The organism is Falsihalocynthiibacter sp. BN13B15, from assembly GCF_041205415.1.
Classification (GTDB): Bacteria; Pseudomonadota; Alphaproteobacteria; order Rhodobacterales; family Rhodobacteraceae; genus Falsihalocynthiibacter; species Falsihalocynthiibacter arcticus.
This window is the reverse complement of record NZ_JBGFCE010000016.1, coordinates 15,184-36,888: the sequence shown is the minus strand read 5'-3', so window position 1 is coordinate 36,888 and position 21,705 is coordinate 15,184. Positions and strand designations below refer to the sequence as shown.

Here is a 21,705-nt window from a genome sequence, read left to right as displayed (position 1 = left end):
AAGGAGCATGACGACAATGACGATTTCCAAAGAACTACTGGACGAGCTGCTTAACGGCGTTGAACGGCCTGAAGATTTACTCGGCGACAAGGGCTTGATGAAGGAGCTGAAGGTCCGTTTGATGGAGCGGATGCTCGGGGCTGAACTGACCGAACATCTGGGCTATGAGCCGAATGGGGCGCCTGCCAACCAGCAAGCCAATCGCCGTAACGGGGCCACGCGCAAGGTTCTAAAGGGCAATGACGGAGCAGTTCCCATCGATATTCCACGCGACCGAGACGGAAGCTTTGAGCCTGAACTAATCCAGAAAGGTCAGACCCGGATCGACGGGATGGATGACAAAATCATCGGGCTTTATGCCGCTGGATTATCGACCCGTGATATCCGTGCCCACCTTGAGGAAGTTTACGGATTACGCGTTTCCGCCGACCTTATCAGCCGCGTCACCGATGCTGTTTTAGAGGAGGTTTCAGATTGGCAGAACCGGGCTTTGGAGCCGATGTATCCGATTGTTTTCCTCGATGCCCTGCGGGTCAAAATTCGCGATGCGGAGAGCCGTCAAGTTAAAAACAAGGCGGTTTATGTGGCCCTGGGCGTCACTCCTGAGGGAGAACGTGAGGTTCTGGGTTTGTGGGTCGCGGCGAACGAAGGGGCCAAATTCTGGCTCTCAATCATGAACAATCTCAAGAACCGGGGCTTGGAAGACATCCTGATTGCCGTCGTCGACGGCCTGAAGGGCTTTCCTGACGCCATCAACGCAGCCTTCCCCGAAACCACAGTTCAGACCTGTATTGTGCACCTTGTGCGCCATTCCCTGAACTTCTGCGGATGGAAGGATCGCAAGGCTGTCGCCAAGAGCCTGAAGTGCATTTATCAGGCTGTGGACGACGAGGACGCCGCCAAAGCTCTTGATTGTTTCGAGGCCGAATGGGGCGGAAAATATCCCTCTATCGCCCCAAGCTGGCGACGAGCTTGGCAGGAGGTAATCCCGTTCTTTGCCTTCCCGCCAGCGGTGCGCAAAATTATCTACACCACCAATGCAATCGAAAGCTTGAATAGAGTGATCCGAAAAACCACCAAAACACGGGGCAGCTTTCCAACCGACGATGCCGCAACAAAATTGATCTATCTGGCAATCCGCAAGTTCGAAAAGACTGGACGATGCGTCAGAGAATGGGTTGCGGCAAGAAACCAGTTCGCTATTCTATATCCAGAACGGTTCAATAAATGACCCGTCGAAACCGCATGGGCTGAGCCTCATACACAGAGTTTCGGATACTCCCCCCCTAGGTGCATTATCCGTGATATGGGCCATTGTTAATACAATTTTTGATTGTATTTCGATTCATTGTGACCGTGCATTGTCAAAGCCAACGTTTCGACGAATCAAACGCCGATGCGCTAGTGTGTTCTTTGTAACACTTATACAGCGACAATTTGCCAGCTTTTGAAAAAAGACCCTACTGTATTGACCTGTCTGCAAATTGCGGTGAAAACGAATCATGAGTAAAAATCATTCTTTCTTTCCAGAAAGACTCCCGCGACCGGTGCAAAACACCGACGATGAAATCGATCTGGGACAGCTATTGCAGGTTGTTTGGCGCGGGAAATGGATCATTGCAATTTGCGGTTTGGTTGGCCTCCTGTTGGCCGCTGATAAAGCCTTCAGGAATGTAATCCCAATGTACTCTGCAACGTCAGCAGTGATATTGGACGACGGCGATGCAAATCAAATGAATTTCAACAGTTATGACCCCGGTTTTTCTGTCGATTCTTTATCCTTTGAAACCCAGATTCGGATTTTTAAATCAAGGCACCTAGCCGAAAAAGTGATTTTGGAAAATGGATTGCTCGATGATCCATTTTTCAATCCTTACGCGCTCAGACCGGTTCGTATCGACGATCCGACCGAGGTAGGGCTTTTGAAAGGCGTCACACAATTTCTAACTAGCGCCAAAAGTTTGACTAGCGATGCGAAGACCCTCGTCAGGGGGTGGATCATTCCTTCTGATGAAAGTTCCACAGTGAGTGACTGGGAGCCTTCGGACCGCGAAATTCTTGATGCCACAATCGAAAACACATTGGGCACGGTCACGGTTACGAATTCTAGTGAAACCTATGTATATGATCTAACCGTAAAAACGCCCTCTCCGGATCTGTCGGCGAAGTTGTCTACCTCTTGGGCCGAGGCCTACGTTCAAGATCAGCGCGATGTGAAGTTTGATGAAATTCAGAAAGCAACTAAGTGGTTGAGTGAAAAAGTTGCTGAACTCAAGCTGGGGCTTGAAGCCACTGAAGCAGAATTTTCTAAATTTAAAGTGGGAACAGAGCTTCTCAGTTCAGAAGTCTTGGAATCGCAAAACCTTCTGCTAAAGGTCAACCGTGATCGGCTAAAAGATGAGCAGGATTTAGATCGACAGATTGAGTTGAAACTTGCTGCTTTAGAGCTAGGTCGACGCCAAGAAGATTTAGCGGTGTTTGCAGATCTTGTTCAAGATGCCCGCCTGTCGAGATTGCTGGAGAACAAGGTTCTTTCAGAAGCCGAAAAGTTGGCTGCCATCGTTGCCAGAGCCTCAATTCTGGAACGGCAGCTAGAGTCAAAAAAAGTCAGAAGCGAGCAAAAGCAATCTGCCTTAGTCGGTGGCATCTCAGAGTTGGAGAAGCGTGTTGCATTTCAGTCTGAGGATCTCATCACGCTTCAACAACTAGCTCGAGATGTTGAAGCCAGCAGAGTTGTTTACGAATTTTTCTTATCTCAGCTGAAGGAAGTTTCTGTCCAAGCCGGCATGCTCAGGTCAGACAGCCGAGTGCTTGCCTTTGCTGTCGAACCCAACTCTCCAACACCTACCAATGCACAACGAACTCTATTGTTGGGATTGCTACTTGGAGTCTTCACTGGGGCTGGGTTCGTATTTTTAGCTGAATTCTTTAACAAAAAATTCCGTACGGTTGAGGAGTTAGAGGCTGGAACTGGTTACTTGGTTTTGGGTGAAATTCCGAAAATTGTAGCCCGCAAGCGCAGTGCTTGGCTCAATTATGTCATCACAAAACCTCAGTCTCGCGTTGCGGAGAGCATAAGAAATTTGCGGACCTCGCTCTTATCTTCGAATGTCGGCAGGGCTCCAAAAGTTGTAATGGTGACCTCTGCTACGGCAGGCGAGGGCAAAACATCAGTTTCTCTCGCTTTGGCGGCTAGTGTCTCGGCGTTGCAGAAGAAAGTTCTATTGGTTGAGTGCGATATCCGGCGCCGAACATTCGGCGAGTATTTCCGCAGCCAAAATGAACCGGAGCTCATATCGGCCCTCTCCAGCAATTCAGCATTGGAAGAATGCACCTTCCACAGGGATAAAGCGCTCGGCTGCGATGTATTGTCCGTCTATGCACCTACGCTCAATTCGATAGATTTGTTTTCTTCAAACAAATTTAAGGAATTCTTGCTGGATATGAGAACGAAGTATGACGTCGTTATTCTTGACACGCCACCTGTACTGATCGTTTCTGATGCCCGCATGATTGCACCTTTGGTTGACGCCACACTATTTGTGGCTCGATGGAACAAAACTCCCTTGACGAATGTCCAAGACGGACTTCGTTCGCTTGAAAATATTGGTGCCAAGGTGACAGGGCTAGTGATGACGCAAATATCCATGAAGGGATTGAGGGCCTACAGCAACAGATCTGCTCCTAGTTTTAGTAAGAGCGCCAATAAATACTATATCGAAAGTTGAACTCGATGGCCGCAGTTGATCGGCAGAGAAATTGAGGATCAGTGTCTTCCAAGCACGGTCAAAAGTTACCGCTTCAATTCTTCGGGCCCGATAAGTACTTCAAACTCTTTGCCCTCTCCACCTGCCACTGAAATACCACGGCATCGTATCCATGCATGTGCTCCAAAACCTGTGTCTGTTTGTTGGGTTACCCCCAAGTAAAAATGAGGTTCAAGATTGCGGCGGCGAAGGATTTTGTCAGCTGCGATACAGCGTATCAAGCAGTCTGTTCGCCATGGAAGGATCCGCGCCGCAACCGAGAGCGCCCATTCCAATCGAACGAGTTGATCGTCGACGGCCTGATCTCTTGCACCAGATTCCTCAGGGAACCCCGACACTGGTTTTTTTAAGCGGGCCAAAAGGGTCTTTGCGGGCTGATTTGCGAAGATAATGCGAGCCTCAAAAAGGGCTTCGGCAGAAATTATGAGTTCAGCCCATTCGGAAAGGCTTAGGGTCAAAACCTTTCTGAATTTATTCGCCATTTCTCAAAAGCCCTGATCTAGTTCTGGTTGTAGGTGATCAACTTGCGCTGCTCGAGTTCGCTTACGAGAGATCGAATATCGCATTCAAGAGTCTCAGCATCTACGTCATACTCCTGCAACATTGCATCGTAAACGGCGTCCACTGAGGCGCCTTCAGAGGCCAAAGCAAAAAACCGTGCACCCACCTCATTGAGGCCAAAATAGAGACCACTTTCAAGGTCAAGTATAACCAACTCACCGTCAACTTGTCGCGAGACAACGTGAACAGGTATCTCGAATTTTGAAGTTAGTTTCACTCAAACCTCTGTACGTTTTTGGCTTCAGAAAGGATTGCGCTGCGCAGCTCGTTTAACCCATCGTACCGACGAGGATAATTCAGTGCAATGGAAGGAATAGATTCAGCAATATTGGCAACGTTTTGAAAATTTTGATGAATCCGGTTTTGATCCTGTGTATCCAAAATAAACAAATTCGACATCCAGCTCGTTAGAGCATCCGCCCCCTGCAACCGACGAAAACTAATCCTGTCGGCTTCTCCGGATTCCAGAAAAAAGGCGGCGATCAAAGGTTGGGGTTCAGCGCAGTGCGGCAAGCTATCTCCAGCGAGGACGCGCGTCTTTTCCGTGAAGGAAACGGGAGGTGCCAATGCCGCCATATCCGTGCGCAATGCTGAAGCGCTGTCTTCCCACATACGCACGGAGGGATGGCTGGGGAGGGACATATACCCGTCAAATTTTTTCTCAAGGGTAAGCCCATCGTCAGTTAAGAATGGACTACCGGATGCTGCAAAGCTCGCGACAAGAGTAGACTTCCCGCGCCCGGATGCACCAAAAAACGCAATCGCACCGCCAAGACATTCCACTGCACTCGCATGGAAAATAAGCTCGCCTCGCACACTCTGCATGAGGGGAGCGACTTGATTAAGATAGAGATGTTCTTGAGTGGCTGTGTCATTGCCTGGAACCAACCAGCACAGGGCTTTGGAGCCATCCAGCGAAACGTGAAAATCTGCCAGTCCAGGAAACCGCAAGAAAAAGCCGTCCTTATCGCGGTGAAAATTCAGCCATACAGAACCATCTTGCGCAGCCCATCTGTGGAAGGGTTTGGCCTTGATGGTGGCTTGAGCCCTCGGTGGCATTACAACTAGGCCTTTGGTCACTCTGTTGAACCGCCAAGGCAACTCGCGACAAATTGGGAAATCGCGCCGGATGTAGGAAAGAGGTTTGGATGATCCTTCAGCACAGCCTTCTCGATTTCGGAGACGGTTTTTTGCCCATCGCAGTAGCCCAGCACAATTGCGCGCGCCTTGGCAGTGGCCGTTAGGTTGGGAATATGATCGGGTTTGGCATTTCGCATATCGTGCGCGTTGAGGGCTAGGCCCTCCCATGTCGACTGCCGGCATTTCCATCCAGAAGGGGCATGCTCGACGCTCCAAGAGAATAGATCCTCGTCAGGGCGTAAAACAAAGGTCACTTGAAGGACATCGTTCTTTGCAACGTGCAACGGTTTGGATAACGGGAAAAACGCCTGACTGCGATTGATCCGCTCTGGATTGAGCGGTGAATTCGTCATTTTCACACCCTCACAAAGTGTGCAGTCAAACCACCCTGCAAGTCCGTGCATCTCTCCCGCCCGCGTAATAGTAAGCTCGGTTTTCCATGAAAAGAACGAACGTGTCTCGGTTCGAAAATCTACTGAATCGGCCAAAAAAGGCGTTCCAAGAATGTTTTTGGCCTCAAGGTTGACCGCATGTTTGTGATTTATACTGTGTTCTGTGATCCAGTGAAATTCAGGGGGGATGTCTTGTGCCGACCAACCAAAGGCGGCTTTGGCACAGCCTTCGGAGCCGACCGGCGCTAAAAAAAGATCAACACCCATCGGCATGATACGGCCCTCTTTTTTGAGAAAGCGGGTCCGCGCGTCATGAAGAAGGGCAAGGATGCCGTAGTCTAGTCCAAAATATCCGACATGGTCGCATACGATCAAATCGACAGCTCGGTCTAGTTTTAATTGGTTGGCATTCCCTTGAAGGACATTGCATTTTTCGCCTTGCCCTGCGCGTTCAAAAACTTCCCTGGCGACGTCTGCAACTGATGTGCTTTCGATAGCCGTCACGCCCGCTGCTCCCGCTTGAAGACAAAGAGTTCCGAGAATTCCAACCCCACAGCCAAGATCCAGCACGTGGTCGGAACAACGAACGGTTTTAGAAATCGCACGCTCCAACAGAGCAGTCCGCGCAGTATCTGAGACATACCCCCAGTGTTCATCAATCAAATAAGATATGTTTCAAGCTCCCGGCGAGAATTATTGTCGCCAAATATCAGATGATTATGTCGGTGTATACATCGCTAAGCCGATAGCTTTGAAAGCCCATTCGCGGGCTTGCGATGCTTAAATCACGTCAACCGGTATTCAAAAATCCCTTGCGCATGTTCACCATGACCAACATACCCATGCCCCTTGTACCACTCATATTGCCTGCTCCGTCATCCATGCCGTTTCGAGATCCTTGGGTCGTCATATGCACAGAGCCAAACTCGCGAAGTATTGGACTGCAATAGGTTTTTCTACATGTACTCTCGGTTTTGCCCGAATCTCCGGTCATTTTGTTGTGCATGTCGCGAATTTCCGTGTTTACCTGTCAGACAATTTATTTGTCTTTGTTGTCCTATTATTAACTATTTCACAACAAGACGCAACGCTCGTCAAAATTCCTACAGACCAGTAAAGGCCTTCTGTTTCTAGGTCTGACACTTCATTTTGGAGCTGAGAAAACCCGTCGAGCCTTAACCAACGTTTCCCCGGCAACGTCGTTGGAAACCGAAGGGCAGCGAGGCCCTCTCTGTAGGGCGTGGAAGCGGTGGAGAACTCAGCTTTGGATGTTCTTTGGCGAACGGCTTCGGGCAGAAGGCCAACCATTGCTTTGCGGTGAATGCTGCGATCCTGTTGCGCATTTCGCAACTGAGTGAGTGGTAACCCAAGCGCCATATTGAGGAATGCGTGACTGTAGAAAGGGGAGCGATACTCGATCCCCGCTAAACTTCCCATCCTCTCCATCGTTTCGCGTGCAAATGTGGGAAAGCCGCCTTCAAGTGACATTAGACGCTCGCGTAACCCGATCCTTATGCCAGATTGCTTCTCGGCGAGCATTTTGTAGTTTTGACGCATGCGCTCGTCCAAAAGCTCTTGCATGGGGGCTGAAAGCCACGGGTGGCTGCGCCTCGTATGTGACTCTTCGCGTTGCAGCGCCCATCGGGCGGCCTTGCGTACATTGGATGGCAAGTTGGGATAGACGCCGTGCCGGACAAAATTGAACATGGTCCACATGGCGCCGCTCTTCGAAAAATCTGCCTGTAAGCTTTTGCGGAGTACTTTCCATGCGCCGATCTGCATGCATTCAGCGAGGTCATTTTCACCAAATGCGAGCCATTGATCACCACCGGTGCCGTTCACAACAACACGCCCACCGTTCTGGTGGTGTGTCTCAAAAATCCCTCGGTGCATCAATGTATTGGGGAAATTGGGAACTGTGCAGAGCCTTGCTGCTTCGCACCTGAGCCACTCAACTGACTTATGCGTCGGACGAACTTCAACAATCGACCGTCCGCAGTGCGCACCAACAGCATGCGCGAAGTCGAGTTCAAAGGCATCTGTATCTTTTTCAAACTTGAGGGTGAAGCCCGCGATATCGGGTGCGTGCAACCGGCCTTCTCGATGTAATTTATTGCCGACAGAAAACATGGCCGATGAATCTAAGCCTCCGCTGACCTCATAACCCACGGGACGGTGAGAACGCGATTGCCTGCGAACGGTTTCAAACAAGACCTCTTGGTAGTGTTCAACATAGTCAGCATCATTGTGAAAGTGGATCAACGGTATTTGTTTAGGATTCCAGTAGGATTTGATCCGTGGGCCATACTCATCAACCGTCATACTGCGCGCCGCAATGAGGCGGGAAACACCCTGCCAAAGCGTGTCATCTCGCGACGTCAATTCCGCAGAGAGATGCTCTGCCAACGCGCCCTGGTTCAACTCTCGAGGTACGTTCGGCCCCGCGAGAACAGCGTGTATCTCAGAGGCAAATATAAGACAGTGACCGTCCCAATGGTAGACAAACGGCTTTGCACCGGCCCGATCCCGTGCGCAAAACAGTTTGTGTTGACGAGCGTCCCAAATAGCGAGGGCAAAATCACCATCTATTTTTTCGAGGCAAGCCTCGCCCCAACGCTCGTAAGCGCGCAATACAAGCTCGGCATCTGAACGGGTTCGTAAACGGGCGCCTTCAGCGAGCAAGAGGCAGCGCAACTCTTCCCAATTGTCGAGGCGACCGTCCATGACAAGATTGAGGCCCGCATCTTCATTTGCGAGCGGCTGTGACTCTTCCAGAGACTCATTGGTAGTCTGAAGCATGCAATGCCCTAGCGCTGCGTGCTCACTAGACCAATGCGTGATCCCGTCTGGACCTCGATACGCCATCGCGTTCGTCATTCTCTCGAGATGGCCCAATTCAACCGGACCACCGTCAAAGCGGACGATGCCCGCTATGCCGCTCATGTCATTTTCCGGTCACTAACAACAACACCATCGGCTAAACTCACGATCCGGTCTGCTAACGCAAGACTGGCTGGTCGATGGGTAATTAGGATTACAGTGCGGTCGCAAAAGGCCTCACGTGCAGCAGAGATAAACGTTTCTTCACCGTCTGGGTCGAACATTGCCGTTGGCTCGTCAAGCACAAGGATAGCTGGGTCTTTGAGAAGTGCCCTTGCGAGGGCGATCCTCTGCGCTTGCCCACCCGATAGGCGAACTCCGCGGTCTCCGATAATGGTTTCATACCCTTGTGGTAAACCCGCGGCAAAATCGTGTGCCTGGGCACGACGCGCAGCAAACTCTATGGCCGCATCAGTCGCGTTTGGCAAACCATAGGCGATATTATCACGAAGCGATGCATGAAACAGATGCACGGACTGTGAAACCAACGCGATTTGGCTCCTAAGGCTCTTAAGCTCGACATTCGCTATGTCGGTGCCGTCGATCAAAATTCGTCCTTGATCTGGCTGATCAAACCGCATGAGGAGGTTTATGAGTGTGCTTTTTCCGACCCCGTTAGGACCTGTAATAGCAATTGTCTCCCCAGTGCGAATGTGTAGATCGACGCCGTGTAGCGCTTGGTGACGTCCAGGATATGTCAGGTGAAGGCCCTCAAACCGGATATCTCCCTTCACGGGAGCAAGTTGGGTTGTAGAAACAGCCCCCTCGGGTACCTCGTCGAATACGGCTCCAAGCCGAGTAAGAGCACCCCGTGTGAGTTGTGTTTGAGCCCACAGGTCTACAAGAGACGAAAACGGTGCGGTAAGATACGCGGCATAAAGCAGAAAGCTAACAAATTCGGCTACGGACATTTCACCGCCCGAAACACGCTCTCCAAGGAGGCGCAAGAGGAGCAACATTGTCGCGAGCGCTGCGAACTGGATCACGGTCGATATCAGTGCATTGATGCGACCCTGCTGAATTTCTAACAGACGCAATGATTGGGCGCGTTCAAGGTGGTCCGCAGAAGATGTGCCTTCACGCGTATATGCCTTGATTGCAGGCATCATGGAGAAGTTTTCCTCAACGACGGAAACGAGGGAGGCATATGCATCGCGCACCTGAACCGAAAGAGGCCGTAATTTGCGACCAATCAGGCGTAGCCCAATATAGTAAAAAGGAATAAGGCCCAACACGATACCCGCCAAGATAGGATCAATAGCGGCCATGATAATGACTGCGCCAAGGGCCGCGAGAAGATTGGGAACAATGCTGGTTACGGTGTAAGTAAGATAGGAGCTGATTTCTTCTGCTTCGTAGACAGCGAAGGACAATATATCGCCCTGCCTGCGTGCCCGAAAATAACCAAGCGGCAAGCTTTGAATATGGTCATAAATTTTTTGACGTATATCCGCGATGATTGTGGCCGAGGTGTCTACAAGAAGCAGTTCCCTAAAATAGGAAAACACTGAACGCAACGCAAAGAGCCCAATGATTCCGCCCAAAACGGTATTTATGTTTAGCGCCTGTTGGGCCAGAATGCTGGCAGCAAATTCTCCAGCTAGCCAAGGAAGAATTAGGGCGACAATCGTCTCGATGACCATCAAACCGGACACAAATGCAAGCGGCTTGCGGTAAGGGCGAGCGAAGTTAATGAGACGTGCGAGCTTCATAGTTTTCCCAAACCACCAGAAAACAACTTACCAACACCCCGAATTCCACGCTGCAAATAAAGCATTGCCAGAGGGCCGTCTCCGAACTGCGTCCGCATGTAGGTCTTTGGTGGAAATAGATGCTCGCCGATAAAGGCGATTTTGCCCCAAGCACCTGATTGTGCTCTAATATTGAGCCGAAACCGCGTGGAACTTTTACCATAAAGATAAGTTTCGACCAGTGACGACTCGTCGGGTTCCGTCAGCTTTTGCAATACATCCTGAGGCACTTTGAAACCAAACGCCTCGCTCGCAGCGGAAAAGCCCGACAAGCAGATACGAGCAAGGCCCTTTTCGCGGGCTCGTGTTACGAAAGCCGCCCAATCAGACTGCGTCAATTCTCGTGAAAGAAGGTCGATGTCCTTTAGCCATATCAACCGATCAGAACTGAAATGTCGCGTGCCATTAACAATATAGGGTGCCCTCAAATGCACGAGTCGATGAAAGCATGTTATCAGCAATGAATCGACGTGACTGGGGGCGCGTGCCGTGTCGCAGAGGGCCATCAGAGGGATAGATCGCGAGAATATATCCTCAACCGAGAAGAGTTGTGAGAGAAATGCCGAGTTACTGATCTGCCAGTGTAAATCAATATCGTGTGACCAGCCTGTACCCTCAGCACGGGAGTAACCAATCTGGCTCGAACCGCGCGAACGTGCGAAAGTCACCGAGCGCGTAAACCCAAGATCGAGTAGGATTCCTTCCGCACGAACTCGATCTCTTGGTGCAATAAGGATGTCGGTATCGCCGCGCGTACGGTGGGCTGCGTCGGAATAGATTGAGTACGCGGACGCGGTACCCTTTATGATAACAGAGTTGATCTCAGCTTTACTGAGAGCCTCGATCGCAGGACCGATAAAAAACCTGTGGCGGTCCTCCCAGAACAATTGATTGAGAAGCCGATCCTTGAGGGCGACTTCGATCTCTTTGGGGACGCAGGAAACACCTTCGAGCGCTGAAGCAAGCCAGCCAGCCACTCCATGGAAATCCGCTCTCTCGATCAGCTGTTGCAGAGCGGGCCCAGCGTCCGGCCACTGCTTCACTTCTCCACTCAACGCAGAGCAAATAAAGGCATCGGTTTGGTTTTCTAATAGCTTGACGGCATTAGAGGAGGGGGCAGGGATGCCCACCACACAAGCAGGTGTGTAATTCAATGTCGCCGTCATTTTTGTTCTCGCAGCAGTTTTGACTCTTTCCGTCCAATCTTAGACCTATGCCGCCGAAATCTTCTGGGCAGAATTAGGGTTTCTTAACTTCTATCGTGAGAGAGTGTCAGTTGCGATGATCAATTGGTACGCGTGGACATTTTGACGATCTAGCAACCACACATGACCATTTTTGTTGATGCACTGATGGAGAATTATTTTCAATGAGGGTCACGAGTTGTTAACATTGGCCGAAGTTGAGCCGGTCTGGTTGCAGGCGGAGGCTAGCCTCACCTTTTTGAACGATTACAACTTATAGATATCAACGTCTGGAAGCGTTTGGCGTTTGAAATCTGCGACCAGTGTGGAAGTTAAAGTGATAATGCCAGGTCAGGAAAATTGCGGGAATTCGATGGCACCCACCCCTAACGGGTTCGTTAGGGGTGGGTGCCATCGACAAGGAAGTACCTCATTTCCAGACGAGCCACTTAGCCATCTTCAAGATTACATTGTATCTCGACTAAACTAAGACGGACTCGGCTTTCGCGATGAGGATTTTCTTGTTGTTTCCTTTTTGCTCATAGTTACGATCCTTTTTTCCTAAATATTCCTCCAGTTTCAGGTCATTATTATTGGATCCAGCGGCGCAAATTTCGACCATGAATAGGACGATGCGACAAGAGTGTTACAAGGGCACGGGGGAAGTGTTTTCCATCGCGACGAAGTAGTCCAAACCCATTATGGAGATTTTCCCAATCTATTTTCCGATTGGAGCAAAAGATATGGCCCCACAAATATAATCTGACAATGCCGCCTCGCCGCTTGTTAACACTTTGTTTTTTGTCTTTATCTGCTTATGGTTTAGAAAAGGTACCAGGCAAAGATGTTTCCCGTAAAATTTCTCACCACTCTCCTTATATCTCTCTCACTGATGATCGCACCGGTGCAGGCTCAAAACAAGGCGTCTATAGAGAAGCAGTTTCAAAGCTGGCTAGTTCAAACAATTTGGCCAAAGGCCAAATCTAGAGGCGTCTCCGCCGATACTTTCAACACGGCGTTCTCGGGCGTATCTCTTAACTGGAAGCTGCCAGATTTGGTTCCTCCAGGAGCAAAAGCCGCCGTACCCAAGAAACAACGACAAGCTGAATTTGGCTCTCCTGGCAAGTACTTCAATCGAGGTTCCGTGGATGGTGCCACATCTGTAGGCCGCCAGATGGCAAATAAATACGCCAGCACTTTGAAATCAGTGGAGCGCAAAACGGGTGTTCCAAGCCGCATCATTCTGGCGATTTGGGGCCGCGAAAGCGGGTATGGACGCGTCGCTATCCCAAACGATGCTTTTGAGGTGCTCGGGACTAAGGCCTTTATGAGCACCCGCAAGGAATACTTCGCAGGCGAGCTTATTGCCGCACTCGAGATTGCGCAGGCAGGGCATGCTCCGCGGGGCGCGATGAAAAGCAGCTGGGCCGGGGCACTTGGACAACCGCAGTTCATGCCGTCAAACTTTCTCAAGTACGCCGCCGATGGCAATGGCGATGGACGGGCAGATATTTGGAATTCGCAAGCCGACACGATTGCCTCCATTGGCGCTTATCTCGAACAGCACGGATGGGAGAGTGGGCGCGATTGGGGGTTCGAAGTCAAAGTCCCTTCTTCTGTCTCCTGCACTCTTGAAGGGCCGGATCAAGGCCGCCGTATCTCTGAGTGGGAGGTGTTGGGCATCACGCGCACTTCAGGCCGGCCATTCCCAGACCATGAAAAACTTGGTGAGGGATATCTACTGATGCCTGCGGGAAGAGGCGGGCCTGCCTTTATAGTGACACCCAACTTTTACGTCCTGAAAGATTACAACATGAGCGACCTCTATGCTCTCTTCGTGGGTCATGTCGGAGATCGCATTCAATACGGTGTTGGAGATTTCTCGGCCCGTTGGGGAGCCGTCGGTAAGCTTTACAGATCAGATATCGCTGCGATGCAGCGTACTCTCGAAAGGCAAGGCCATGATGTTGGTGGAGCGGATGGATTGCCAGGTTTCAAAACCAGACGATCTGTTGGTCGCTGGCAGGAAGCCAATGGTCAGAAGGCGACTTGTTTTCCGAAAAAAGAAATGGGTTTGAAATAGGCGCTCGCGGGGATGTCAGAGGAAACTCGCTTGTGAAGGGTAGAGACCTAGACCCGACCCATCCGGTCGATGTTGACACCTTCTCCGCACACAGCAGGCACTATGTCATAGTGAATTGGTTTGAGCGGGCGTGCTCAAACCCAATTCAAAGCAGATTTATTCCGTTAGGGCAGGGTTATTGTATAGGGATTGCATATTGCTTCAAAATGTCTAGCGCCACGATATTCAGGGCGTTTATATGGGTCGCAGCTAAGTTCACTTTTGGTCCGCAACCTTCGTCGTGAGCTTGTAGAAAACGTAATGCGCAAAGACACCAGCTGTCACCGACTTTGAGGCCAATAAATCCGAACTCAGGCCGAGATGTGCTTAGGTCGTGCCGACATACTTTGAGAAGGCGAGAAATTCTGCGGTCATAACTGCACAAACGGTGTGAGAACCTTTATCTTCTGCGCAAGTATTGCAGTGGCCATCTCTAAAAAAACCAGTCACTGGCTCAGAGCTGCAAAGCTGCAGAGGGCCACCCAATATGTTGATCTTGTTTTCAGGTTGCATAGTGTCCTCCTAAGGTTTTTTGTGATATAGAGAAAAGCATTCGAATTATTAGTCTTCAAGATTTGGACGGACCCCCCGTTGGGTCACTCATAGCCTGTCATCTCCAGACATCCATATCCTCTATGACTGCCCACCACTGTGACTGGCCCTTCCTAATAAGGGATCGACAAGTCCATCCAAGCATTAGGGTTTAGGGCTTCTACGGTCACGTCAACACCTTGTTCTGGCAACGTGTCCCGCCATCGGGTTGGGACGTCTCGCCCTTCAACAAGGCTCGTGTCAAGGGGTTCCGCAGCAAAGGAATCGTCAGAATAAGACTTGGTCGCCCCATCAGGTGCGATCCATGTTAAGGACGAGTTGAGTGAGCCGTCGGCTTTGCGCAATTGAAATTCCATCAGCTTTGACCCGCCTTCAAATGACAGCGAAAACCAATCCCTTCCTGATTGGGTGTCCGACAGTGGTTGAGACGACCACTTACGGTCCAACCATGCGATGCCGGTAACAGAGACATCGCCAGAGGGCAGTGTTAAAATTCCGGCCGGGCAATACTCGGGACAATTAGGTTTTATGGTCAACCATATACCTCAGCCAGTGCGCAAAATCTTCTGCTTCCAGCTTGCCTTGCGCCTGGAGAATTATTCGATCGGCGACGCCCTCAACAGTCCAGTTTAGGGCGATGCCGTTGACATCGAGACAGACGTCCATGGATTGGTATGCTGTACGTTTGTTGCCGTCATTGAAGCAGTGGCCTTGAGCGACCGCCTCGGCATAACAAGCCGCTAGCGCAAACGCGTCGTCAATCAATCCATACGCAAGGCGGTTGTCCACACGCGACAACGCGCCCTCGAGCGATTTGTCACGCGCGCGTCCCACAAGTTCGCCAGGGTTCAGAACCTCGTCATGAATGAGTTCAATAAGTTCTGGAGACAAGAGACTGAACACGCCTACTTGTCCTTAAGGTAGTCAAGAACGGGCTGGTTAACATCTTTCCGGCGCTTGAGGCTTCCCAAGACCTCGTCGCGTGTGGCAACACGGCTATCGGTTTCCTGAACAGCCTCGGCGGGTACAAAATACCCCACCAGAGCCGAATTCTTCAAAACCGCAACCGGATTGCCGCCGGAACGTTCAAGCACTTTATGCGGCTCACGCATTTCGGTCATTGTGGCAATGTGGGGTGTGAGGAGTTTGGTCATGATGATCTCTCTATTGTGTATTATAGTGCATACTGCAATGCGCGTTTAAATACAAGAACGCCTGTTTCTTCATGCGATAAGCCAATCGACTGAAGTTTCGGGCCGAGCGAGGTCAAAGAAAAGGTGTTCGCCCAGGATCTTTGGGGTCTGTTTGATTTTCCCGTTCGCGATTGTGGCTTTCAATGAAAGATCCCACCCAAAAACCTGAAGGCAAATACAGCGCTGTATAAAGGGCTGACAGGGCGCACCTTTATCCCCGAAAATATCTGATAATGATGAGTCTGATTGGGCAACTATTTTTTATCCCAGTGGGATCAATTTGGAAGAGGGTGCGAAGACTTTTAGACGTTGCCCCCTTCACCCTGCGTTGAAATCCTGCAATTCGTTCGGCTTAAGGCGGAGCCTTTGTAGCTCTGGTTTGTCTCTTTTGCTCTTCGGGGCATTTTCCGCACCAGGCTTCGGCAACCAAGATCGGCAACGATTATCGGCAAAAACTTGCATTCAGATACAGAAACATACTATATAGAGAGAATTTTTCACACATCTGAGATCGGCAAAAATGTTAGAAACACCTGGTAGGATCGAACCCTGTTTCTTTGAGGAACGTATACCAGTCGACCTGGCGGACCTCTCGGTCGAAATCCAACGGGACGCAACACGTCTGGGACAGGGGCTGCACCCTGACAGTGCCGCTGAGTTGGCCGACCTAGTCCGGGTGATGAACTGCTACTACTCAAACTTGATCGAGGGTCACAACACACGGCCGCGCGATATCGAACGCGCCCTCGCCGGTGCCGAACTTGAAGAAGAAACCCGTCCCCTCGCCCTAGAAGCGCGCGCGCATGTCATAGTGCAGCGCGCCATCGACGAGATGTACCGGGCTGGCACCCTGCCTCGGCCCACTTCGGTCGAATTTCTTACCTGGGTTCACAAGGCTTTCTACAACGAAATGCCTGACGAATTTCGCGTCATGGAGCACCCGGACGGAACGGAGGAACCGATCGTTCCCGGTCATATGCGGCAAGGGGGGGACCGGGAAGTCGCTGTCGGACGCCATTTGCCACCGTCTTCGTCCCGTGTCTCGGCCTTCATGGATCATTTTGATAAGCGATTCCAGATTGCCGCACGTTCGGCAAGTGGTCGGATCATCGCGATAGCCTCGGCGCATCATCGGTTGAACTACATTCACCCATTTCCGGACGGGAACGGCCGCGTCAGCCGATTGATGTCGCATGCCATGGCACTCACTGCTGGGATTGGCGGAGAGGGCCTTTGGTCTGTTTCCCGTGGTCTTGCGCGAGGGATGACAGACCCCGGCGAATATAAGCGGATGATGGACCTTGCTGACAGCCCACGACGCGGGGACCTCGACGGGCGGGGCAACCTTTCCGAGGCTGCGCTGAAGACATATTGTGAATGGTTCCTGAAGGTCACGTTGGATCAGATCACGTTTTCCACAAAGTTGTTTGATCTCGGCGCATTGGAGAAGCGTTACAGGCGCTTAGTCGACGATACGATCGACGACAAGCGCGCACCCGACCTAATCTCCGCCGTCTTGCGGCATGGTGCACTTGAGCGCGGCGAAGCACAGATCGTGCTCAAGACCTCCGAGCGCACGGCTCGTAACACCCTCAGTAAACTGACCGCCGCTGGGTACCTGACATCCGCTTCTCCAAAGACCCCGGTGAGATTGGCCTTCCCTTTAGACTACCGGGAACGGCTCTTTCCTAATCTGTTTGCAGGCGGGGACTTGCCCCAGTGACGTTGATGGTCACGGATGGCGCATTCATCTTGAAGCCAAAATCTGCTTTTCAGCGATGACGCCAGCCTCTTTGAGGCTGTTCGCCGGGTAATTCCCCCATTTTCAATTGTGTCCAGCCGCAGAGTTCACGCGGCGTTTTCATTTATCCCTTAGCCCCTTGCCCACGGGCATAGACATCTTCGTAGCGGATGATGTCGCATCAGTCTGCGCCATACCGATCGCGCGTGAATAGTTTGTCCGCGACGCTGGAAATCTCGTTAGTCAGCCGGTTGGTGACGATGAGGTCAGCCTCCGCTTTGAAGGCTTCAAGATCGCGAATTACCTGGGACCAAAAAAAGGTTTCTTCCTGCATCACAGGCTCATAGACAATCACTTCAATGCCTTTTGCCTTAATCCGTTTCATGATCCCCTGGATGGATGACTGGCGATAGTTGTCACTTCCCGCCTTCATGACCAGCAGGTAAATCCCGACCACGCTAGGCTTGCGCGCAATGATCCTATCAGACAGGAAGTCCTTGCGCGTCCGGTTGGCGTCGACGATGGCACGGATCAGGTTTTGCGGCACCTCGGAGTAGTTCGCGAGGAGTAGTTTGGAGCCTTTGGGAAGGCAGTAGCCGCCATAACCAAAGGACGGATTGTTGTAATGCGTCCCGATGCGCAGGTCGAGACCGACGCCCTCAATGATCTGCCGCGTGTCCATTCCGTCGGACATGGCATAGCTGTCGAGTTCAATGAAGAAGGCCACCCGCATGGCGCGAACTTTTAAAGAAGGTTGATGAAAAGCCACAAGCTTTGGGATCAGCGTAAGCGTCCATTCACGCCTTATAATTCCACGGAAGCAGTTCATCAACCCTGTTGATCTTGTGGTCAGCGATGCGGCTGAGGGTGTCGGTGAGCCATGCCTGCGGGTCGACGCTGTTGAGTTTGGCGGTCTCAATCAGTGTGTAGATGATGGCTGCGGATTTGCCGCCCCGTTCAGATCCGACGAACATGTAATTTTTGCGACCAATGGCGATGCCGCGCATGGAGCGTTCGGCTGTGTTGTTGTCGAGTTCAAGGAACCCGTGATCCAAATATCCGCGCAACCGCTTCATGCGGGTGAGAGCATAACGAATGGCATTGGCCAAGGGCGTCTTGCCTGACAGCTTGGGCAGTTCGCTTTGCAGCCAGCTTTCCAGATTATCCAGAATGGGCGTTGCTTTTGCTTGCCTGAGTTCGACGCGCCGTTCTGGTGGTAATCCGCGCGCTTTTTTCTCGACACCATAAAGCTGGGCAATGCGCTTGATGGCTTGTTCCGCCACATGCGACCCTTGGGATTTGAACACGTCCACAAACTTGCGTCTGACATGAGCCATGCAGGCAACTTCTTTGATTTTGCCCGACCGGTACAGCTCTTCGAACCCCGCATACCCATCGGCGTGCATCCAGCCTTGATAATCCTTGAGGTGTTCGCTGGGGCGTATGCCTTTGCGGTCTGGCGTGAACTGATACCATGCCGCAGGTGTTGCATTGCTGCCCCATGTGCGCTCATCTCTGTCATAGGCCCAAAAGCGAGCCGTCTTTGTCTTACCGTTGCCAGGGGCCAGCATCTTAACGGGCGTGTCATCCGCGAAGATGGCCTGACCGGATAGGACGTGACGCTTGATGGCCTCTGCTAGTGGCTCCAGCAATGCCGCAGATTTACCAACCCATCCGGCCAGTGTGGAGCGATTCATATCCAAGCCCTCGCGCGCAAAGATTTGCGCTTGGCGGTACAGGGGCAAGTGATCGGCATACTTGCTGACCAACACATGCGCCAAGAACCCCGGCCCGGGAATGCCCTTCTCAATCGGGCGCGATGGCATTGGCGCTTGGCTGATGCAGTCGCAATCTTTGCAGGCCATGCGGGGGCGGATGATCTGGTTCACGACAAAACGACCCGGGACATACTCCAGTTCTTCTGTCGTATTGCGGCCCAACTCGCGCAATGCACCGCCACAGCCTGTGCAGACGTCGCCAGCAGATAGCATCTGTTCGACACGCGGCAGATGCTCTGGCAGTGGTTTGCGCTTGGGTTTGGCCTTCGCGTCCTCGTTAGCTTGCTTTGGCGGCGCGACAGGTGCCGCGGCAGCATCGGCCATCTCTTCATCCTCAAGGCGCAATTGCAGCTGATCAAGACCCTCGGCTTTTGATCCAAAGCGGTGGATATTTTGGCCCGCAACCTGATGACGCAGCTTCTGGATCAGCATGTCGCGGTTCTTCAACTCCGCCAGCAATCCAACGGTAAACGCGCGCAACTCGGCGGGTTCAGAGGGGATGATATCAGGCGTGCTGGACATAAGTTCATATACCCGATGTGGCAAAGGTAGTGAATCCCAGAAGCGTAAAAAGCTCAAGAATTAAGAACTTATCCAACCTTCAATGGTCGCCATGTCTTCTGAGGCATGCGCCAGTCGATCCCTTCCAAGAGCATCGACAATTGCGCGGGGCTGAGGCTGATCTTGCCATCCTTAGCAGCAGGCCAGACGAAGCGGCCTTTCTCCAGTCGCTTACTGAACAGGCACGCACCTTGGCTGTCCCACCAAATGATCTTCAGCAGGTCACCACGCCGCCCGCGGAACACAAACAGATGACCGGAATATGGATCCTCTGCCAGAACTGATGACGCCTGCGATGCCAGTGTATTGAACCCGCGCCGCATGTCCGTCACGCCAGCCGCAAGCCAAACCCGCGTGTTGCTTGGCACAGGGATCATGCAGTCAATCCTTCAACTAAGCTGACCACAGCGCACAATGCTGTTGGCCCCTCGACCAAAACCCGTCGGCCATCAGAAAGGGTAAGGTCAACGCGGGTGGCGCGCAGCGGTGTTTGGGCAGCGTTCGTCAGAACAACGGGAGCGGTCGTGTCAGAGACCACCTCGGCATCTTCAATCTCAACGCGCAAAAAACCGTCCACCGCTGGAATATCAGCTTCGTCATTGGCCGCCCCAGCAAAACGGGGATCACGCAGCCATTTATGGATGAGGTTGGCATTCACCGCATAACGCCGTGCAACCTGCGCGACCGACGCACCTTCAACACGCGTTTGACCGCTAATCTCGCGCTTCTCGTCATCCGACCAAAAACGCTTCTTTCCTGTACTCATAGAGTGCCCCTAAGTGTCCACTATCGATGGTGGACACTTAGATCATCAAAAAACAAACCGTCAGAGCGGGTTCACCAAACGCTTACGGATCAGATGCAGCCTTAGGCGTAAAGAACATATTTAAAATAGTCTACTACGATAATAGCGCGATAAAACATGCACTACGGTAACATCACGATAATAGCGTGATAGAATGTCGATACTATCGCCCCCAAAACTACAACCCCCAGATGAATCTCCTCTTGGGAGCAAACCATGAACATCTAGTAAGCGGTGTTATGAATAAACCAATAAGTTGAATCGTATGTCAACAGCACTGCATCACGCCGAAACTCATCTGTGTATCTCTTTGCCATTCCTTATCCACCTTAACTACTGGTCCGAATTCCCGCGACCACCTCTCACACCTAAGATGGCTGATAGCCGACCTCTTTTTGGTGCCGCACAGCGACGACTAGAGCGGTCTCGTGCTGTAAGCGATAGAGCGCAACATAACCGCTGGCTCCAAAACTGATCGGCCATTCCTGAAACTCTGGGTCCATATTATCGGCGGGACGGCCAACATCCGGATGATCCGCAACAATCTGCATCCCGTCACGGATAGCACCAGCCGCACGCCTAGCAGCATCAGGATTTTTCTCGGCAAGAAAGCGATAGAGGCGCTGAATGTCGGCCAGTGCTTCGGGCGACCAGATCAGACGTGGCACTCAGGCGGCTCCTGATCGTCACCAGCGGCAAGCTGTGCCAGCCAAGCGTCTGCCTCGGCATGAGCCACATGCAGCCCAGTTTCCTGATAGGCGTTCCAAGCACGGATACCGTCCTGGCGGAAGGCTTCGCGTTTTTCCTCGCGCTCGACGTATTGCGCGATTGCCTCACGCATCACCCAGTGTGGGGATCTGTCCCGCGCATCAGCAAGTGCTTTTACGCGGCTATGAACGTCAGCGTCTAGTTTGACCGCAACAGGGGTTTGCATGAGTTTTTCCTCCATAGGTATCACTTAACAATACCCCTATCAGGAAAGCATTACCAGAGCCTATCTGAGCCGATCAAGGCACAACACCTCCGTTCCAAAAAGGAGCGTTTTTGAAACGATGCGGAATAGCCTCTGTGCGGCCTTTGTTACCACTCAAGAATTTTTTCTATCGTGTAGCTTGCATGGGCAAGGCCAATCCACCACGAATCTTGACCCCAGATGAAGCCTATGACAGAAAAGCAAAACCAATGAGATCGGCAGCCTAAATGAAACCCTGATCCACCTTAACTGGCTGCGAACAGGTCGAAATTGCTTGCCGGAAATAACATCTTCAAAAACCCGCA

20 protein-coding genes and 2 pseudogenes are annotated in these 21,705 nt (G+C 51.7%); 4 read left to right on the top strand and 18 right to left on the bottom strand.

The features are described from left to right. The first annotated feature begins 16 nt into the window (after positions 1-16). A complete protein-coding gene (locus tag AB9F26_RS19525) occupies positions 17-1,231 on the top strand; it encodes an IS256 family transposase (protein ID WP_369768828.1) in 1,215 nt (404 codons plus the stop codon). A gap of 271 nt (positions 1,232-1,502) precedes the next feature. After that, a complete protein-coding gene (locus tag AB9F26_RS19520) occupies positions 1,503-3,728 on the top strand; it encodes a Wzz/FepE/Etk N-terminal domain-containing protein (RefSeq protein WP_369768827.1) in 2,226 nt (741 codons plus the stop codon). Positions 3,729-3,793: 65 nt separating this feature from the next. Here AB9F26_RS19520 and AB9F26_RS19515 read toward each other — a convergent pair whose 3' ends face one another. The 8 genes from AB9F26_RS19515 to AB9F26_RS19480 all read right to left on the bottom strand — a co-directional run bounded on the left by AB9F26_RS19515 (position 3,794) and on the right by AB9F26_RS19480 (position 11,657). Continuing rightward, complete coding sequence (locus tag AB9F26_RS19515; RefSeq protein WP_369768826.1) at positions 3,794-4,249, bottom strand: lasso peptide biosynthesis B2 protein; 456 nt, start codon at positions 4,247-4,249, stop codon at positions 3,794-3,796. A gap of 17 nt (positions 4,250-4,266) precedes the next feature. Beyond that, entirely contained in the window at positions 4,267-4,545 is a 279-nt protein-coding gene (locus tag AB9F26_RS19510; RefSeq protein WP_369768825.1) for a PqqD family protein, read from the bottom strand. Then, positions 4,542-5,387, bottom strand: coding sequence for a hypothetical protein (locus AB9F26_RS19505; protein WP_369768823.1), 846 nt, complete (start codon positions 5,385-5,387; stop codon positions 4,542-4,544). Before AB9F26_RS19505 ends, AB9F26_RS19510 begins: the two co-directional genes overlap by 4 nt. Before the next feature lie 17 nt (positions 5,388-5,404). Next, positions 5,405-6,523: a methyltransferase domain-containing protein gene (locus tag AB9F26_RS19500; RefSeq protein ID WP_369768821.1), complete on the bottom strand. Its 1,119-nt coding sequence runs from the start codon at positions 6,521-6,523 to the stop codon at positions 5,405-5,407. A gap of 127 nt (positions 6,524-6,650) precedes the next feature. Further along, a complete protein-coding gene (locus tag AB9F26_RS19495) occupies positions 6,651-6,866 on the bottom strand; it encodes a hypothetical protein (RefSeq protein WP_369768820.1) in 216 nt (71 codons plus the stop codon). 17 nt (positions 6,867-6,883) lie between these two features. Next, positions 6,884-8,803: an asparagine synthase-related protein gene (locus AB9F26_RS19490; protein WP_369768818.1), complete on the bottom strand. Its 1,920-nt coding sequence runs from the start codon at positions 8,801-8,803 to the stop codon at positions 6,884-6,886. After that, the gene (locus tag AB9F26_RS19485) at positions 8,800-10,452 is read right to left on the bottom strand and encodes an ABC transporter ATP-binding protein (protein WP_369768817.1); all 1,653 of its coding nucleotides are present in this window, start codon (positions 10,450-10,452) and stop codon (positions 8,800-8,802) included. Before AB9F26_RS19485 ends, AB9F26_RS19490 begins: the two co-directional genes overlap by 4 nt. Continuing rightward, on the bottom strand, positions 10,449-11,657 hold the full coding sequence (locus AB9F26_RS19480; protein ID WP_369768815.1) for a nucleotidyltransferase family protein: 1,209 nt from the start codon (positions 11,655-11,657) through the stop codon (positions 10,449-10,451). The genes AB9F26_RS19485 and AB9F26_RS19480 overlap by 4 nt, the downstream gene beginning before the upstream one ends. Positions 11,658-12,567: 910 nt before the next feature. Between AB9F26_RS19480 and AB9F26_RS19475 the strand changes: the two genes are divergently transcribed. After that, positions 12,568-13,758, top strand: coding sequence for a lytic murein transglycosylase (locus AB9F26_RS19475; RefSeq protein ID WP_369768864.1), 1,191 nt, complete (start codon positions 12,568-12,570; stop codon positions 13,756-13,758). Between the two features lie 175 nt (positions 13,759-13,933). Here AB9F26_RS19475 and AB9F26_RS19470 read toward each other — a convergent pair. From AB9F26_RS19470 to AB9F26_RS19455, 4 genes and pseudogenes are all read right to left on the bottom strand, one after another. Continuing rightward, positions 13,934-14,310, bottom strand: a pseudogene (locus AB9F26_RS19470) (DUF2237 family protein). Positions 14,311-14,462: 152 nt separating this feature from the next. After that, positions 14,463-14,795 carry a lipocalin family protein gene (locus AB9F26_RS19465; protein WP_369768863.1) on the bottom strand — a complete coding sequence of 111 codons (333 nt, stop codon included), beginning with the start codon at positions 14,793-14,795 and terminating at the stop codon, positions 14,463-14,465. A 73-nt stretch (positions 14,796-14,868) separates the two neighbouring features. Then, a complete protein-coding gene (locus tag AB9F26_RS19460) occupies positions 14,869-15,252 on the bottom strand; it encodes a type II toxin-antitoxin system death-on-curing family toxin (RefSeq protein WP_369768814.1) in 384 nt (127 codons plus the stop codon). 2 nt (positions 15,253-15,254) lie between these two features. Then, a complete protein-coding gene (locus AB9F26_RS19455; RefSeq protein WP_369768813.1) occupies positions 15,255-15,503 on the bottom strand; it encodes a hypothetical protein in 249 nt (82 codons plus the stop codon). A gap of 559 nt (positions 15,504-16,062) precedes the next feature. Here AB9F26_RS19455 and AB9F26_RS19450 point away from each other — a divergent pair. Then, positions 16,063-17,265: a Fic family protein gene (locus tag AB9F26_RS19450; RefSeq protein ID WP_369768811.1), complete on the top strand. Its 1,203-nt coding sequence runs from the start codon at positions 16,063-16,065 to the stop codon at positions 17,263-17,265. A gap of 199 nt (positions 17,266-17,464) precedes the next feature. Here AB9F26_RS19450 and AB9F26_RS19445 read toward each other — a convergent pair. The 6 genes and pseudogenes from AB9F26_RS19445 to AB9F26_RS19420 form a co-directional block, all read right to left on the bottom strand. Then, positions 17,465-18,019 (bottom strand): annotated as a pseudogene (locus AB9F26_RS19445) (UDP binding domain-containing protein); the annotation flags it as partial. A gap of 61 nt (positions 18,020-18,080) precedes the next feature. Next, positions 18,081-19,583 (bottom strand): IS66 family transposase, encoded by a 1,503-nt coding sequence (locus tag AB9F26_RS19440; protein WP_369768810.1) that lies wholly within the window; start codon positions 19,581-19,583, stop codon positions 18,081-18,083. Positions 19,584-19,651: 68 nt separating this feature from the next. After that, positions 19,652-19,999, bottom strand: a complete 348-nt coding sequence (gene tnpB, locus AB9F26_RS19435) for an IS66 family insertion sequence element accessory protein TnpB (RefSeq protein ID WP_369768808.1) — start codon at positions 19,997-19,999, stop codon at positions 19,652-19,654. Next, positions 19,996-20,388, bottom strand: coding sequence for a transposase (locus AB9F26_RS19430; RefSeq protein ID WP_369768806.1), 393 nt, complete (start codon positions 20,386-20,388; stop codon positions 19,996-19,998). The genes tnpB and AB9F26_RS19430 overlap by 4 nt, the downstream gene beginning before the upstream one ends. A gap of 407 nt (positions 20,389-20,795) precedes the next feature. Next, positions 20,796-21,095: a type II toxin-antitoxin system RelE/ParE family toxin gene (locus tag AB9F26_RS19425; protein ID WP_369768804.1), complete on the bottom strand. Its 300-nt coding sequence runs from the start codon at positions 21,093-21,095 to the stop codon at positions 20,796-20,798. Continuing rightward, positions 21,083-21,361, bottom strand: coding sequence for a CopG family ribbon-helix-helix protein (locus AB9F26_RS19420; protein WP_369768803.1), 279 nt, complete (start codon positions 21,359-21,361; stop codon positions 21,083-21,085). Before AB9F26_RS19420 ends, AB9F26_RS19425 begins: the two co-directional genes overlap by 13 nt. Positions 21,362-21,705 lie beyond the last annotated feature (344 nt).